12 protein-coding genes, 1 other RNA gene and 1 pseudogene are annotated in these 15,620 nt (G+C 58.2%); 10 read left to right on the top strand and 4 right to left on the bottom strand.

What is annotated here, in order from left to right; all coding sequences use genetic code 11:
* The first annotated feature begins 200 nt into the window (after positions 1 to 200).
* The 5 genes from arcD (at position 201) to AB5Y82_RS02280 (ending at position 4,461) form a co-directional block, all read left to right on the top strand.
* Complete coding sequence (gene arcD / locus AB5Y82_RS02300) at positions 201 to 1,637, top strand: arginine-ornithine antiporter (protein WP_005336921.1); 1,437 nt, start codon at positions 201 to 203, stop codon at positions 1,635 to 1,637.
* A 105-nt stretch (positions 1,638 to 1,742) separates the two neighbouring features.
* On the top strand, positions 1,743 to 2,531 hold the full coding sequence (locus AB5Y82_RS02295; RefSeq protein WP_111900650.1) for a sulfite exporter TauE/SafE family protein: 789 nt from the start codon (positions 1,743 to 1,745) through the stop codon (positions 2,529 to 2,531).
* 102 nt (positions 2,532 to 2,633) lie between these two features.
* Positions 2,634 to 2,730: signal recognition particle sRNA small type (gene ffs, locus AB5Y82_RS02290), an RNA gene on the top strand.
* A gap of 97 nt (positions 2,731 to 2,827) precedes the next feature.
* On the top strand, positions 2,828 to 3,976 hold the full coding sequence (locus tag AB5Y82_RS02285) for a tyrosine-type recombinase/integrase (protein WP_368173597.1): 1,149 nt from the start codon (positions 2,828 to 2,830) through the stop codon (positions 3,974 to 3,976).
* 215 nt (positions 3,977 to 4,191) lie between these two features.
* Positions 4,192 to 4,461: a hypothetical protein gene (locus AB5Y82_RS02280; protein ID WP_147746088.1), complete on the top strand. Its 270-nt coding sequence runs from the start codon at positions 4,192 to 4,194 to the stop codon at positions 4,459 to 4,461.
* Positions 4,462 to 4,716: 255 nt separating this feature from the next.
* On the opposite strand, the pseudogene AB5Y82_RS02275 reads toward AB5Y82_RS02280, so the two are convergent.
* From AB5Y82_RS02275 to AB5Y82_RS02265, 3 genes and pseudogenes are all read right to left on the bottom strand, one after another.
* Positions 4,717 to 5,675, bottom strand: a pseudogene (locus AB5Y82_RS02275) (IS3 family transposase); the annotation flags it as partial.
* A 364-nt stretch (positions 5,676 to 6,039) separates the two neighbouring features.
* Positions 6,040 to 6,867: a bifunctional transcriptional activator/DNA repair enzyme AdaA gene (locus AB5Y82_RS02270; RefSeq protein WP_160880445.1), complete on the bottom strand. Its 828-nt coding sequence runs from the start codon at positions 6,865 to 6,867 to the stop codon at positions 6,040 to 6,042.
* Positions 6,868 to 6,918: 51 nt separating this feature from the next.
* Entirely contained in the window at positions 6,919 to 7,683 is a 765-nt protein-coding gene (locus AB5Y82_RS02265; RefSeq protein WP_159143840.1) for an SDR family oxidoreductase, read from the bottom strand.
* A 320-nt stretch (positions 7,684 to 8,003) separates the two neighbouring features.
* Here AB5Y82_RS02265 and AB5Y82_RS02260 point away from each other — a divergent pair, with 320 nt between their 5' ends.
* Together AB5Y82_RS02260 and AB5Y82_RS02255 are read left to right on the top strand one after the other, a co-directional pair.
* A complete protein-coding gene (locus AB5Y82_RS02260) occupies positions 8,004 to 9,374 on the top strand; it encodes a leucine-rich repeat-containing protein kinase family protein (protein WP_111900064.1) in 1,371 nt (456 codons plus the stop codon).
* 283 nt (positions 9,375 to 9,657) lie between these two features.
* Complete coding sequence (locus AB5Y82_RS02255; RefSeq protein WP_111900065.1) at positions 9,658 to 10,305, top strand: thiopurine S-methyltransferase; 648 nt, start codon at positions 9,658 to 9,660, stop codon at positions 10,303 to 10,305.
* 331 nt (positions 10,306 to 10,636) lie between these two features.
* Here the strand turns inward: AB5Y82_RS02255 and AB5Y82_RS02250 are convergent, their stop codons facing one another.
* Positions 10,637 to 13,423 (bottom strand): insulinase family protein, encoded by a 2,787-nt coding sequence (locus AB5Y82_RS02250; RefSeq protein ID WP_111900066.1) that lies wholly within the window; start codon positions 13,421 to 13,423, stop codon positions 10,637 to 10,639.
* 162 nt (positions 13,424 to 13,585) lie between these two features.
* Between AB5Y82_RS02250 and sixA the strand changes: the two genes are divergently transcribed.
* The 3 genes from sixA (at position 13,586) to AB5Y82_RS02235 (ending at position 15,475) form a co-directional block, all read left to right on the top strand.
* Positions 13,586 to 14,053, top strand: a complete 468-nt coding sequence (gene sixA, locus AB5Y82_RS02245) for a phosphohistidine phosphatase SixA (RefSeq protein ID WP_111900067.1) — start codon at positions 13,586 to 13,588, stop codon at positions 14,051 to 14,053.
* 133 nt (positions 14,054 to 14,186) lie between these two features.
* The gene (locus tag AB5Y82_RS02240; protein ID WP_005336998.1) at positions 14,187 to 14,393 is read left to right on the top strand and encodes a DUF1107 domain-containing protein; all 207 of its coding nucleotides are present in this window, start codon (positions 14,187 to 14,189) and stop codon (positions 14,391 to 14,393) included.
* A gap of 164 nt (positions 14,394 to 14,557) precedes the next feature.
* A complete protein-coding gene (locus AB5Y82_RS02235; RefSeq protein WP_005336996.1) occupies positions 14,558 to 15,475 on the top strand; it encodes a DMT family transporter in 918 nt (305 codons plus the stop codon).
* Positions 15,476 to 15,620: the final 145 nt, after the last annotated feature.

Below are 15,620 nucleotides of genomic sequence, written 5' to 3'. Positions count from 1 at the left end.
CTCACAGGCCATATGGGTCAGTGCTGTAAAATTGCGCGCGGTCAAGGCGGTGCATGATTGACGGGACGAGGGATTGCGGTCGGAATAGTCATGCAATATAGTTGCCGCCTTTTTCACGGGGTCAGGATTCCCAGCCCCTCCCATATTGCGCGCAGTATGAATACGGACGCTCTGCCGCCGCCTAAATAAACAGGATTGAAATGGACAAGAAACTAGGGCTGGGCGCCCTCATTTCGCTGGTGATCGGCTCCATGGTCGGCGCCGGGGTCTTCAGTCTGCCACAAAACATTGCTGCGCATGCCAGTGCCGGGGCGGTCGCCCTGGGTTGGGCCATCACCGGTCTTGGCATGATCTGTCTCGCGCTGGTCTATCAGAACCTCTCCATGCGCCGCCCCGATCTCGATGGCGGTATCTTCAGCTATGCCAAGGCCGGTTTCGGCGATTTCATCGGTTTCAACGCCGCCTGGGGTTACTGGCTCTGCCAACTGCTGGCCAACGTCTCTTACGCCATCGTAGTGTTCAGCGCCCTGAGCTACTTCTTCGATACGCCTGACAACGTCATCTTCGGTGACGGCAATACGCCGGTGGCCATCACTCTGGCCTCCATCCTGATCTGGTCGGTGCATGCGCTGGTGCTGCGCGGGGTGCAGGTCGCTGCGCTGGTGAATATCGTCACCACCATCGCCAAGATGGTGCCGCTCATCGTCTTCTGTGTCGCGATCCTGCTGGCCTTCAACATGGATACCTTCACTCTGGATATCTGGGGCCAGAACAACATGGAGCTGGGCTCCGTGATGGATCAGGTCAAGTCCACCATGAAGGTGACCCTTTGGGTCTTTATCGGGATTGAAGGGGCCGTGGTGGTCTCTGCCCGTGCCCGTCATCGCAAGGATGTGGGCCGTGCCACCGTGCTGGCGCTGCTCGGCGCCCTGACGCTTTACGTGATGGTGACCCTGTTCTCGCTGGGTGTCATGAGCCAGCCGCAACTGGCGGCGCTCAAGAACCCTTCGACCGCCATGATCCTTGAAGCTGTAGTCGGCCCCTGGGGCGCCTGGCTTATCAACATCGGTCTGGTGGTGTCTGTGATGGGGGCTCTGCTCAGCTGGACCGTGCTGGCCGCTGAAGTGCCCTATATCGCAGGCAAGACCGGCGTCTTCCCGGGCTGGTTTGCCAAGGAGAACAAAAACGGCTCGCCGCAGGTGTCCCTCTGGTGCTCCACCTGTCTGGTGCAGATCTTCCTGATCATCATCTACTTCCAGAGCAGCACCTATCTGGCGCTGGTCAACATCGCCACCTCGGCGGCGCTGGTGCCCTACGTTTTCTCCGGTGCCTATGGCCTGAAGCTGGCATTGAAAGGGGAGACCTATCAGGGTCAACCTCATCAGCGCAAGCGTGACCTGCTGCTGGCCCTGGTGGCGACCGTTTACGGCTGCTGGCTGGTCTACGCTGCCGGTGTGGAGTACCTGTTGCTGGTGGCGCTGCTCTATAGTCCGGGCATCTTCATCTACTGGAAGGCGCGTCAGCATCACGGTCTGCGCGGCCTTAACCGATTGGAGCAGGGGATGACGGCGGCCCTGCTCGGCTGTGCCGTGCTGGCCTTCTACAAGGTGATGGACGGTACCATTCCACTGCACTAACCGGCACAATGAAGAGATGGCCCTCGCGCCATCTCTTTTTTTTCATGCAGATATCCACTGTTGCCCGGCCGTGTTGGCCAGTTTTTGTTTAACACAGGAATTTTTATGCTGTTTATGGGTTACCTCCTGCTGGGCGCCTTTGCCGGCATGCTGGCGGGGCTGTTCGGGATTGGCGGTGGATTGATCATTGTCCCCGTGCTGGTCATGACCTTTCGCGCCCAAGGCATCGACCCTGAAATCATTACCCATCTGGCCCTTGGCACCTCGTTGCCCACCATGATCTTTACCGGATTCAGCTCGCTGCGGGCCCACCGGGAGGCGGGCGCCGTCGATTGGGTGATGATCCGCCGACTCGGCGCAGGCATGCTGATTGGGGGCTGGCTTGGCGGCATGACCGCCAATCTGCTCAGTACCAGCACCCTCAATATCATCATCGGTTGTTTCGCCTGGAGCATGGCGCTACAGATGGGGCTCAACCTTAAACCCAAAGCGGAGCGCCATATGCCGGGGCCGCTCGGCACAGGCATTGCCGGTACCATCATTGGCTGGATGTCTGCGCTGTTTGGTATTGGCGGTGGCTCGCTCACGGTCCCTTATCTGAGCTGGAACTCGGTGCCCATGCGCAATGCGGTAGCGGCCTCTGCAGCCTGCAGCATGCCCATCGCGCTGGCGGGGAGCCTCAGCTACCTCTATGCGGGTTGGGGTCATGCCGATCTGCCCGAGTGGAGTGTGGGCTACATCTATCTGCCAGCGCTGCTCGGCATTGTGCTGACCAGTACCCAGTTTGCCCGCCTTGGTGCCAAGCTGGCACACCGATTGTCACCAAGACGCCTCAAGCAGGCCTTTGCCCTGCTGATGCTGTTGGTGGGGGCGAAATTTATGCTGTTTAGCTAATTCATTCGGCAGATTGTTGAAAAATAAGGCAAACGATCTGTTGGAGGGTAGAAAGCCGTTGCATTGAACGCCCAGTTTGCCTATTCTCCTCGCCGGTGGTCCTATTGGTCCTCTCGCATTGATAACCCGTCGACCTGGTCAGGACCGGAAGGTAGCAGCCAAGGCGGGGGACTCGAGTGCCGGGATGTGGCTGGTAGGGCCACCACTTGTTTCTGCAATTCAATAAGTTACAGCTAATAGCCCCCTTCAGACCTCTTGGTAATCCACTTTGTGTGGATGAATCAGGAGTCTTCTCTGTGAATCTCTGGCTCAGTCCTCAAGGTACCTGGTACTACCGCAAGGTGACAGTGCTCCCCTGTGGTCGCCGCAAAGACATCAAGAAATCTCTCCGTACTCGGGGCAAGCTGGTCGCTCGTGAACAGGTGGCTAAGATGCTTGCCTGTGCGCGTTCTCGGGTAAAACCAGCGGCTGTCCAGCTAGAACCTCAGCCAAGCTACCTGCCGGAGCCTCAGCGGCTACAGCAAGAGACACCCTCAGCGGCCAATCCAGCCCCTGCGGCTCCTTCTGCCATTGCATCCCCTGTACTTTCAGAACTCAGTGAGTGTTACCTGAAAGAAAAGGCGTTGTCCTGGGCACCAAAAGAGCTCAGTAATCAGAAGAACTACATCGGTTATTTCATCAAGGCGCTGGGTGACAGACCTCCAACCACGTACAGCAAGGCCGATGTGGTCAAGTTCAAAGACGAATTGCTGAACTCAGGCAAGAGTCCGACGACTATCAACAAGTATCTCCAGAAGCTCTCGCTGTTGTTCGTCTGGCTAGGCAATCACCACGAGGGCATCGTCAATCACTTCGCTGGTCTCAAGTTACAACGGGTCAAAGAGGTCAATGCTCGCAGTGGGTACACATCTGTGGAGAAACAGAGGTTGATCCAGTGGGCGAAAGAACAGGAGCCATACCGCAAGTGGATAGCGTTGCTCGGCCTGTATACCGGAGCGAGGGCCAATGAGATTTGCCAGTTGTACGCAGACGATGTGCAGCAGGTCGACGAGGTATGGTGCCTGAACATCAGGGACAACCGGCCAGACCAGAAGCTCAAGACGGCCAACAGTGCCCGCCTGATCCCTATTCACTCCTCGCTGATTGCTAGTGGCTTTATCGACTTCGTGCAGGAAAGGGCAGGGGGACGGCTGTTCCCTGAGCTACCTCATCGACAAGACGGTTACAGCCATCTTTGGGGGCAGTGGTTTAGTCGTCATCGCCCTGTAGACAAAGACTTCCATAGCCTGCGGCATACAGTGGCAACAGCGTTACAAGATCATGGTGTACCGCTACAGTATGCGGCGGCGATCTTGGGGCACACCAATGGGGCTATTAGCTATGACAGGTATGGCGGTGGGGTTGCGGTCGAGAAGCTACAGAAAGCTATCGAGGAGGCACTATGAACGAGCGCAGAAGGAGATCCAGCTGGGCGATGAATACCGGAAAGTCAACAAGCGAATTTGACGTGTGCAGGGCAGGAAGAAGGGGCCGGGGTCTGGCTCCATGACCTAGTAAGTATCAGATGTGGGGGCCTGATTACAGCCCTGCTCTGTGCCAATTGGATTTGAACTAAGACGGGAGTATTGTGAGACAGGCATACCACTGTGGATCAATGCAAATGTACCAAGTCAAAGTAACCAAATCACCCGATGTAGACCAAGAAACCTTTGAGAGTGCCCTTTATTTCTCACGTCGTCGCATTGAGAACGAGATTGATGACGTACAGCTTCGAGCCATTGTACGCGGTGACTTAATAGCTATTGAGAGCGCAGATCCGACAGCAAACTGGGATGATCTAAAACGCAAAATCAAGGACTGCTTTTGCGTACGTGATGGGTCACTCTATGAAGATTTTGAAAGTATCGTATGGGAGACAAGCTGGTCTTAATAATGCATCCAATCAACAGCCTGAGATCCAATTAAGGCCTTACTGAGGTCCATCTGAGACCCTCTAGTGAATTCTGAAAAAAAATCCGAGAGGGCTTTGGGGAGTAAGCTTCACCCCAGTTCCCCCCGTGCCACCCCCCTCTGTTCAACATTCTGTTACCACCTACCATGCTCTCTCTGTAGCTGGCCGCCTGTCTTCAAGCAAAGGATACGAGGGAAACCTGCCCTAAACTGTCCCTTATTCATCCTGTAGTGGTCAACTAAATCCGGACACTTGGTTAGGCCGATCTTCGGCTTTTGCTGGCGGTATCCCGTCATTGTGTTGATGTGGACGCCGCCAGTTGTAGTAATCCATCAGGTAATAACTGATATCCCGCTTCGCTTCCCATAGTCCCATGTATCCCGTTGCCGGCAGCCACTCTGACTTCAGGCTTCTGAACAACCGTTCCATCGGGGCGTTATCCCAGCAGTTACCACGACGACTCATGCTCTGGGTCATGCGATAGCGCCACAGTCGTTGCCGAAATGCCCGGCTGCCATATTGGCTGCCCTGGTCGGAGTGAAATAGCACACCTGACGGACAACTTCGTTGCTGATAGGCCATCTCAAGTGCTTTCACAGTCAGCTCGGCATCTGGTCTATCTGACATTGCCCACCCCACAACCCGTCGGGTATGCAGGTCAAGCACCGCTGCCAGGTAATGCCAGCGACCACCGACCCAGATGTAGGTGATATCGCCACACCACACCTGATTGGGTTGCTGGACATCAAATTCGCGGGCCAGCAGATTGAGAATGTCCGGTCGTTCAGACTGTGCCACCTTATAACGGTGTGCGCCCGGCTGTTTGGATGCCAACCTGGCTTCCTTCATCAGGTTACGTACTTTGAATCGGCCAATCTGATACCCCAACTCCCGCATCATCGACATCAAGGCGCGGCTGCCTGTCGAGTCTCTGCTCGCTTTGAACAAGCGGCGTAACTCACCGCGTTGCTGTATCCGCTCACGGTTAATCGTCCGCCTGCGAGCCAGATAGTCGTAAAAACAGGATGTTGGAACATCGAAAGCGCAGCAGACCAGAGTGATGGGGGCTTGCTCCCTTAGTCGGTCTATCAGCGCGTACGTGTGAACTCATCTGCCATCAAGAGAGCAGTAGCCTTTTTTAGAATGTCCTTTTCACGTTCGAGTCGATTGATACAGGCTTCCAGCTCCTGAATATTCGCAGTGGACGGCCAGACCAGAAACTCAAGACGGCCAACGGTGCACGCCTCGTTCCTCTCCATCTCTGTACAACAAGTATCGTAGTACCTCTACTTTTCTTCATATCTTGCACAAAAGTCGCTTTGAAAATGGTGCAATGCGCTGCGCTTATTGCACCCTACGTGTTTCGTCAATCCGCTGGGGTGGTGTTGTTGCTAAGCGCCATGTCTTGCCAAAGCAATAAAAGGGGCGATCTGCGCCCCAATTCTTCTGGTCTCCCCGCTTTATATCGCCGCACGCTGTCTGGCGCTGCCTGATTATCTGCTGACTCATTACCAAGATGTCTGTTTTCCCCATCAGGCCGAGTGGAGAAAGCCACTTTCACTCATACCTCGCCGCTTCCCAGGCGTGTATCGCCAGTTTGCGGGTTTCGCCCCAGTGATAGCCGCCGAGTTTGCCGTTTTGCTGGATGACCCGGTGACAGGGGATCATCAAGGCGACGGGGTTGGCCCCCACCGCCAGACCCACGGCGCGGGCGGCTTTGGGGTTGCCGACGGCGCTCGCCACCTGGGCGTAGCTCACCACCTTGGCGGGCGGGATCTGCAGCAGCGCCCGCCAGACGCTGATCTGAAAGTTGGTGCCGCTTACATGCAAGGAGATGGGGCGATCAGGCGCCTTGCTGCCATCGAACATGGTGTTGATAACGCCTTGAGTTCGTGATGGTGCTTCTTGCAGCGTTGCCTCAGGCCAGCTGTGGGCGAGGGCGGCCAGCGGCGTCTCTGGGGCCTTGTCATCGAGAAACGAGAAGTTGCACACCCCCCGCGGGGTCAGGGCGACGAATGCCTGGCCGAAGGGGGTGTCGTGCACCCCGTGATCGATAACCAGCCCGGCCCCGCGCTGCTTGTACTCGCCCGGCGTCACCGCTTCGAGCTGCACGAAGTGATCGTAGAGCCGCGAGCCGCTGCTAAGGCCCAGGGTATCGGCCACCTCCAGCAGCGGGCGCGACTCCTGCAACAGTGCCTTGGCCCGCTCCAGGGTCAGCACCTGAAGATAGCGTTTGGGCGTCACTCCGGCCCAGCGGCTGAACAGCCGCTGGAAGTGAAAGGGACTTAAGTGCACGTGCGCCGCTATCTCGTCCAGAGTGGGCTGGCGCTCCACCTGACTTGCGATAAAACGGATGGCATCGGCGATGCGGGCGTAATCAGACATAAGGCGCTCTCACGATAAGGTTTCGGTCGCAGGATCTTGGGGGCGACAACGTCATGTACGACAAATTGATACCCCACCATCGGCCAGCAGGGCAATGCCGGTGGTAAAGCTGGATGCATCGGACGCGAGATAAAGGGCCGAGCGGGCGATCTCCTCCGGTTGGGTCAGCCGTTTGAGGGCATGCATATTCTGCACAAAGGCGAGGCTCTCTGGCGTATTGGCAAAAGCCCGCCCCATGGGAGTGTCGGTGCCCCCCGGCAGCAGGGCGTTGACCCGAATCCCTTGTGCCCCATACTCGGCGGCCAGCACCCGGGTCAGGCCGATGAGGCCCGCCTTGCTCGCCGCATAGGCCGCCATGCCGGGCAGCCCCAGGGTATGGCCGACAAAGGTAGAGGTAAAAATAAGCGAGCCGCCGCCACGCGCCAGCATGGCGGGGATCTGGTACTTGGCCCCCACAAAGGCGCTGGTGAGGTTGGTATCCAGCGTTTCCTGCCACTGCGTCAGCTCAAGCTCCTCCACGCTGCCCGGCGTGCCAGTGGTACCTGCGTTGTTGAAGGCGATATCGAGCCCGCCGAAACGGGTTAGCGCGAGCTCCACCAGATCGCGGGCGTAAGTCTCGCTTTTCACATCTCCCGCCAGACTCACCGCCTGGCCCCCCTCATGGCGGATCTCCTCCACCAGCAGATCCAGCTCTGGTTGGCGGCGGGCACCGACGACGACGCTGGCCCCTTCACGGGCAAACAGGATGGCGCTGGCGCGACCGATGCCGGAGCTGGCGCCGGTGATGATGGCGACCTTGTTGGACAGTAATGACATGGCATTTCCCTCGCTGAGTGTGTTGTGCGCCAGCTAAGTGGCTCACAGGGTTGGCTGTGGGTTGGAACCTCAATAGATTCCAACCGACTTGGGTTTGGCCCCCACTATGGCAACCACTCCTCGCTGGAACGACCCGAATCTTGCTCTCTTTCTCTCTAACTTGTTTTGCTACATGTCGATACAGGCCTTCGTGGCAACAAAAGGGGCGAACTGCGCCCCGAATTCTTTATAATGCCCCCCTTTAAAACCGCCGGACCCAGGTTCGGCGCGCTGATGGCTGGCTACACCATCAGACAGATCATCAGGATTGAGAAACGGTTATGCATACTCTGGAACAGCTGCGCGCAGGTGAACTGTGCGGTGCCCGCCATCTGAAACTATCTGAAAACCTGACGGAGTTCCCCCTCGAGATTTTGAGCCTGAAAGAGACGCTGGAGGTGCTGGATCTCACCGGCAACCAGCTGAGCGCGCTCCCTGACGAGCTGGCCGGGTTTGGCAAACTGCGCATCATCTTCTGCTCCGAGAACCGCTTTACCGAGCTGCCCGAGGTGCTGGGGCGCTGTCCGGCGCTCACCATGGTGGGCTTTAAGGCCAACCAGATCGTCACAGTTTCGGCCAAGGCGCTGCCTGCGGGGTTGCGCTGGCTGATCCTGACCGATAACGCAATTGAGCACCTGCCCGATGAGCTGGGCCAGTGCGATGCCCTGCAAAAGCTGATGCTGGCGGGCAACCGCTTGCGCGAGCTGCCGGCCAGCCTTGCCAACTGCCGTAATCTGGAGTTGTTGCGTATCGCTGCCAACCGCATCGAACGCTTCCCCGAGTGGCTGCTCTCGCTGCCGCGCCTTTCCTGGCTTGCCTACTCCGGCAACCCCTTTAGCGAAGGGGCGGAGGCGCGCGCCATCGATGATGCCCATGTCACGCCTCTTGCCTGGGAGACGCTGGCGCTGGGCGAGCTGCTGGGGCAGGGAGCATCTGGCGTTATCCATCGCGCCACCCTTGTGGGTAATCCTGCTGATGAAGTGACTCAGGCGAGCGGCAGAGGTGATGGCAGTCAGGTGGCGGTCAAGCTGTTCAAGGGGGCGGTGACCAGCGACGGGTTGCCCCGCTGCGAGATGGCGGCGTCGCTGGCGGCGGGCACTCATCCCAACCTTATCAAGGTGATAGGCAAGGTGGCGGATCACCCCTCCGGCATTCCGGCGCTGGTGATGGAGCTGATCGACCCGGCCTTTGCCAATCTGGCCGGGCCGCCGAGCCTGGACTCCTGCACCCGGGATGTCTATCCCGAGGGGCTGCATCTGAGTGTGCCGGATGTGCTGGCGATGGCCCACGGCATCGCCTCGGTGGCGGGCCATCTGCACCGCGCGGGCATCATGCACGGGGACCTCTACGGCCACAATATTCTGTTTTCCCGTGGGTCTGACGCGCCGGCTCGCGCCCTGCTGGGGGATTTTGGTGCCGCTTCCTTGTATGAGCGCAGCAACCGCGAGCGGGCCGTGGGCCTTGAGCGTTTGGAAGTGCGCGCCTTTGGTTGTCTGCTGGAGGAGCTGTTGGCCCATTGCGATACGCAAGACTCACCGCTCGATGGGTTGCATCAACTCAAAGCGGCCTGCCTCTCGGAACTCCCCGCCGATCGTCCCGATTTTGCTTATATCGAGCGTCAGCTGGCGGCTGCTCGTGCCACGCTGTCGTGATTTTTCTGGCGTTGGCAGGCACGTTTTGGCCTGCTAGCGTCATTCCCTTTATTCATTCATCGCCATACACCCATGACGTTTTTGCATGGGTTGGTATACCTCTGCCCGTCATAAGCACAGCCAATTGCGAATATTGCGACAGCGAGGCGCAGAGCAAGGGAAGGTTCTGTCATTCGCCCGATAACACGCAGAGGCTGCGCGGCAAAAAGGGGAGGGCAGAGGGTTGCGCGGTGCCGGTTAAGTTGTGATATTGAGGCATCTTTAGTACAGAAGGGTAATAACGATGGAAGCTGCGTTTTGGCATCAGCGTTGGGAAGAGAACCGGATTGGCTTTCATCAGGCGGACTTCAACCACTGGCTGCAATCCTGGTGGTCGGCCCAGCAAGCGGACGAGCCGGTGCTGGTTCCCCTGTGCGGCAAGTCCCGCGACATGCTCTGGCTGAGCGCTCAGGGCCATCCGGTCGACGGTTTCGAGTTATCCAGCCTTGCCGTCAGCCAGTTCTTCAGTGAAAACCAGCTTGCCTCCACCGTGAGCGAAGTGGGCCCTTATCAGTGCCATCAAGTGGACAGCCTGCGCATCTTTCAGGGGGATTTTTTTGCCGCTCCCGAGTTGGGTCGCCGTTACCGACTGGTCTATGACCGTGCGGCGCTGATCGCCCTGCCGACCGCGATGCGCCGCCAGTATGCAGCCCTGATCAGTTCGCTGGTCGAGACTGGTGGCCAGATCCTGCTGGTGACCCTCGAATATCAGCCTGAACAGCAGAGTCAGCCCCCCTTCTCGGTGGGTGAGATGGAGGTGCGAGCCCTGTTCGAGCGCGATTTTCGTATCGAGGTGCTGGGGCGCGCCGCCGAGGTGGATCACCCACGGGTGCTGTCGGGTCAGCTCTCCTACTTCGATGAGGTGGCCTACCGGCTGGTTCGCCGGGGTTAACGGGCAGCTAACGGGCGGCCAAAGGGTGATCTGCGCCGACAAATCGTCGGGCTGTGCGCTCTTCGCTACCTCCTTTGACGTAGATCAACGTGACTGACGGGGGGAGTGCCTAATATGAGGCTGTTTCTCAATCACTGTTGGCATTGCAAAGCGAGTATCGGGTCTTTCCCGCTTGCTGATCAGCAACTCAGTGTCTGATTTTCACGCTCATGTTCACTTTTGGCGGCTCTGGTCGCAATTGTTATGGTTTTTCCAGCCGACCCTGATGGGTCGGCTTTTTATTGTCTGTGATTTGCGGTGGGAAGGAAAAACGGGGGATGTCGAGGCCTGATCAGGCCTCGAAGGTGGTGGCATTGAGCCGAAATGCCCGTGGATCATCGATAAACTGGCCGGTGATCCGCTCGTCATGTTCGTGCCCCTGACCATAGCTGCAGAGAATCAGCCGATCGGAGGTGCGCGAGCGCAGCTGGGTGACAAAGCGCACCAGATCGGCGCGGCTCAACTTGCCCACCTCATCGCAGACCCGCTCCCGCTGATCGAACCCCAGATCCTTGTTGCCGATGCTGACCCACAGCCGCTGGCCGCGACTGCGCAGGTTGGCATCTCGCTCGCTCAGCTGGGCTTGCAGCCCCGCCTTGCTCTCTTGCCACTGCTGCTCGGTGAATTCGAGCATGGCGAGCGGGAAGAGGTCGATAAACTCCTCCACCGCATCGAGCAGGATCTGTGGCCCCGCCACCGGCGACTGGATATAGAAGATCAGGCCCGGGTGGCGATTGAGGGGCAGGTTGCCGGCGCCCACCACATACCCCAGTTGCTGGCGGGTGCGGAGCTCGTGGAAGAAGGTGGAGGACATGATGTGGTTCGCCAAAGTGAAGCAGGCGAGATCTCGCGCACGGGTGGTACGGGACTGGTAGTAGACCAGGAGCGCCGAGTCTTCGTGATCGCAACCCTGCTCGCGAATAAGGGTGCCCCTGTCCTGAATGGAGATGAGCGGGCGGCGGGTCTCGCCGCTCGGCTTGCTGCTGGTGCCATTGATGTCGCTCAGGTGGCGCTCCATCAGGGCGGCCAGCTCAAGCGCCTCGGCGGCAGTCCAGTCGCCGTGTACCAGCGCCTCGACATGCACCTCGCCAAACAGCTGGGCCACGAAGCCGGGCATCTCCTCCAGCTCGACGGTGCGCAGGTGACGCAGCAACTGCTCGAACGGCGGGTTGTTGGGTTGCAACAGGCTGGTGAGCTGGTTAAAGAGCTGGGAGATGGGGCGCGCCTTGGACTGGTTGTCCCAGTTGCGAATGAGCTGCTCTTTGATCTCGGCGAAGCGGCCCGGATCCGGATACCCCAGGGTGCGGTTGCCGAGGATCATGTCGAGCAACAGCGGCTGCTTGTCGGCAAAACCGCTCAGGTTGATGGTAAAGCCCCCCTGATGGGCATAGATCTGGTAGCCCAGCCCCGCCAGCTCCGCCGGATAGGTGAGGGCATTGAGGTGGTCGGCCAACAGCTCCACGGCGAGGCGCGCCATGGCGATATTGCGCGGATTTTTGACCGCATGTTCGCTGTCGATGGAGATATAGAGATTGCCCTTGGGCACGCTGAACAGGTGCTCATGGAGGTGCCAGAGGCGAAAACCGGGGCGATCGATAAGGCAGGCGGGCATGTCGGCGGCAAGCTCTGGCGTACGCGGATCGAGTCGGCTGCTGATAAAGGGGTTGGGCTTGGGCAGCGCCAGCGCCGGATCCGGTTCGCTCTGCTGCCAGCGAATTTTCTCGGCCTCGGTAATGGTCGCCACGCTGTAGGGGGTCTGATACCAGCGGGCCAGCCGATCGGTCGCCACTTCCGGCGCAGTGATGGTGATTCGCAGGTTGTGCGGGGTGAGTTTGGCGAGGAAGCGGCGGATCAGCCCCCCGTCATATTCGCGCATCATGTAGTCGCCGTAGAGCAGATCTTCAGGTTTGTAGCTAAAGAGGTTGAGCACCAGCCCCGACACCGTATCGAGGGGGCGGCCGCGCTCCTGAAAGCGAAACGCCGACTCGAGTACGGTCCGTTTTTCGTCATAGCGCCAGCTCTGCAGCCCTTCGCGGCCAATCAGTTTCAGATAGCCAAACAGGGCGGCGAGGATGTCGTCCACATGCTCAAGGCCCAGAGGGGTGAGGCCGAAGTTGACGCCAAAATCCTTGAAGTTGGCGCCGCTGATGCCACCGCCCGCCGAGAGCTGGTTGACCCAGCCTTTTGCCTTGAGCAGGGAGAGCAGGCTGCCATCCCCCTCGTAGCCAATCAGATGGCTCAGGAAGGTGAGGGGCTTTTTGTCGTAAAACTCGTCTACATTGGGCAAGGGGAAGCTCAGCGAAAGCTTGCGGGTCTCCTTGACCGGATTGATGTGGATGCGCACGCCGAGATCGTCGAGCCGGTAGAGCGGCATGGTGAGGATCGGGGTTCCCAAATTGCGATTCAAAATGGGAGCAAAGTAGCGACAGCACCACTGCAACTGGGTATCGATGGATTCCGGCGAGATCATAACCAGCGCCATGCGATCCGCGCTGTAGTGGCTTTCGTAAAAACGGATAAGGTCGGAGCGCAGATCCCGTCCCGGCAGATCGGCCAGGGTATCGAGGTTGCCCACCGAGAACTTGGAGAAGGGGTGCGCCGGGTTGACCGTCTCTTTATGCACCTGATAGCTGCGGCGCATGTCGTCCTGCAGCTTGAGGCGATACTCGGAGTCGACCGCGTTACGCTCCTTGTCCACCCACTCCGGATCAAAGGTGGGGCAGATAAAGAACTGGGAGAAGCGATCCAACCCTGCTTCGAAGAAGCCGTTGTCGATCTCGAAGAAGAAGTTGGTGAATTCGGTGCCGGTCCAGGCGTTGTTGCTGCCGCCATGACGGCTCATAAATTGCTGGTATTCACCAGGCTTGGGGTAGGTGCAGGTGCCGAGAAACAGCATGTGCTCCAGAAAATGGGCCATTCCCTGCCGGTCGGCGGGATCGTCAAAATGGCCGGTATTGACCGCCAGCGAGGCGGCAGATTTGTCGGTGTCGGGATCACAAATCAACAAGACCCTGAGCCGGTTGGCCAGCTCCAGAAAATGGTATTGCCGATGGTCATTGGGACTGGCATATGGGCTCATTGGCGTGTGACTCACGTTGGATTTATTTGAATTTAAACATGATTATCGACCCCGCTATCCCGTCAGGCAAACCCTTTTCTGAGAGGTAGCGCAATTGTTTCCACACCCGTGGCGGGGTAAGATCCCCCGGCTATCAAAACAGGCCCGTTGGGCGAGGTTGTAATGAAGATCTATATCATGCGTCATGGCCAGGCTGGCATGAATGCGAAAACAGATGAACAGCGTCCATTGACCGAGCAGGGTATTGAAGAGTCTATCCAGGTGGCCCGCTGGCTGGCGCCTCAGCTGATTGGCCCGCTGGATCGGGTGATCCACAGCAACTATTTGCGGGCACGCCAGACCTGGCAAGCCATATGCAGTGAATTACCTGACACAGCAGCCGTTGAAGAGAGTGGCGACATTACCCCTTACGGTGATCCCGCTTTCGTGGCCAGCTACCTCACCACTTTGGCTGAACAGCATGACCAGATCCTGATGGTCAGCCATCTGCCGCTGGTGGGTTATCTGGTGCAAAGCCTCTGCCCGGCCGCAGGAGCACCCATGTTCGCCACCTCGGGGATCGCCTGTATCGAGTGGCTTGATGGCAAAGGAGCCTTGCTCTGGCTCGAAGGGCCGCATACAATAGGCTAAAAGTTAATAAAAAGTTATAGATTGAATTTTTTGGGAAGAGATGGGCGAGTTTTCCGGATTTTTATAAATAATTTACGGAATTAATTCGCAGAAGCTGCTGTCATACGGATACAACTGCAAGAGGTTGCAAACGATGAGAGTGTTCAAGAAGTACCTGCCACTGATGGTGGCAAAGCATGTCAAAACCTTCTTTAAAGGTCGGATTTACATCCATGGTCGGGGGCGGTTTGATTTCCAATCCGGTTTGTTGCTGATGCCGAATCCGGCGGATATTCCCCACCGCCAGACAGTCACCGAAGTCAACGAGCTGATCTCCAGACTGCACATGGATGCCGCGTGATGCGCTTCTGAACCTGTTTCTGCACTGATATGCCCGCACTTTTGCGGGCATATTTGTTTCTGGCGACTGGCGTTCACCATGTGGCTGTTCAGGCCCACACCTTTGTTTCTCTTCCATCGCCCCCTATACTGGCCCGCTGTTGTCTCTTCGGTCTGGATCCTCTCATGCCCCTTGCCTTTCTGTTTCCCTTCTCCTGCATTGCCATTTGGGCTGGCAATGGCATCGTCAGCAAACTGGCGGTTGGCGTTTTGTCTCCTGCAGCCTTGGCTTGGTCGCGCTGGGTGGTGGCTGCTCTGGTATTAAGTCCGTTTCTGGCCCGTCGGGTATGGCGTGCGCGTGCCCGTCTGCGCGCTGGCCTTTGGCAGATCGCCATGCTGGCCTCGCTGGGCATGGTGCTCAACCAGACTTTTGGTTACTACGCTGCGCAAACCCTGGGAGCCACCGAGATGGGGTTGATGATGGGTCTGACGCCGCTGTTGACCGTGTTGTTCAGCATCTGGCTGCTGCGCGAGCGGCCCACCTGGGGCGCTGTACTGGGGGCGCTGCTTTCCATCCTTGGCTTGTCTATCTTGCTGGGGCAGGGGGATCCGACCCGGCTGTTTACCCAAGGCATTCATATCGGCTCTGTCTATATGCTGATTTCGGCCGGTACTTATGCCCTTTACAGCGTGCTGCTCAAGAAGTGGGATCTGGGGCTCGACAACTGGTCGCTGCTCTACGGTCAGGTGATCTGCAGTGTGGTGATCCTGACCCCCTTCTTTTTGCTGGTGGATGGCCAGTGGCCGGATGGCCGGGCCCTGTGGCTGATCCTCTATGCCGGTATCCCCACCTCGGCGCTCTCACCCTGGCTCTGGATGCAGGGTATCGCCCTGCTCGGTGCCAACCGTACCGCCATCTTTATGAACCTGCTGCCGGTGATGACGGCTGGCCTTGCTATCACTCTGCTGGGTGAGCGGTTGACCAGCTATCACCTGATCGGGGGCGGTCTGACCCTGCTGGGGGTTTTGCTGGCACAGTTGCTGGTGCGTCCGGTGGTGATGGGTCGCCGCCGGGTGGTGCTGGCACCCTGTCCCGAAGAGTAATCTTGCGTGAAGGTGTAAGTCGGCCCAATGGCCCGCTTGGCCGCCAATGAAAAGCGCCTGCAGTAATGCAGGCGCTTTTCATTTTGCCGGGATTTTACTGAGTAATGATGGCAATGGCTTTGTCGTTGCAGTCATGCCCAAGAAT

This window comes from Aeromonas sp. s13 (assembly GCF_040907905.1).
Taxonomy (GTDB): Bacteria; Pseudomonadota; Gammaproteobacteria; order Enterobacterales; family Aeromonadaceae; genus Aeromonas; species Aeromonas veronii.
This window is presented reverse-complemented; position numbering and strand designations above follow the sequence as displayed.

Coding starts and splice junctions, on each gene's coding strand:
- arcD (WP_005336921.1), top strand. CDS start 201: ATGGACAAGAAACTAGGGCTGGGCGCCCTCATTTCGCTGGTGATCGGC.
- AB5Y82_RS02295 (WP_111900650.1), top strand. CDS start 1,743: ATGCTGTTTATGGGTTACCTCCTGCTGGGCGCCTTTGCCGGCATGCTG.
- AB5Y82_RS02280 (WP_147746088.1), top strand. CDS start 4,192: ATGTACCAAGTCAAAGTAACCAAATCACCCGATGTAGACCAAGAAACC.
- AB5Y82_RS02270 (WP_160880445.1), bottom strand. CDS start 6,867: ATGTCTGATTACGCCCGCATCGCCGATGCCATCCGTTTTATCGCAAGT.
- AB5Y82_RS02265 (WP_159143840.1), bottom strand. CDS start 7,683: ATGTCATTACTGTCCAACAAGGTCGCCATCATCACCGGCGCCAGCTCC.
- AB5Y82_RS02260 (WP_111900064.1), top strand. CDS start 8,004: ATGCATACTCTGGAACAGCTGCGCGCAGGTGAACTGTGCGGTGCCCGC.
- AB5Y82_RS02255 (WP_111900065.1), top strand. CDS start 9,658: ATGGAAGCTGCGTTTTGGCATCAGCGTTGGGAAGAGAACCGGATTGGC.
- AB5Y82_RS02250 (WP_111900066.1), bottom strand. CDS start 13,423: ATGAGCCCATATGCCAGTCCCAATGACCATCGGCAATACCATTTTCTG.
- sixA (WP_111900067.1), top strand. CDS start 13,586: ATGAAGATCTATATCATGCGTCATGGCCAGGCTGGCATGAATGCGAAA.
- AB5Y82_RS02240 (WP_005336998.1), top strand. CDS start 14,187: ATGAGAGTGTTCAAGAAGTACCTGCCACTGATGGTGGCAAAGCATGTC.
- AB5Y82_RS02235 (WP_005336996.1), top strand. CDS start 14,558: ATGCCCCTTGCCTTTCTGTTTCCCTTCTCCTGCATTGCCATTTGGGCT.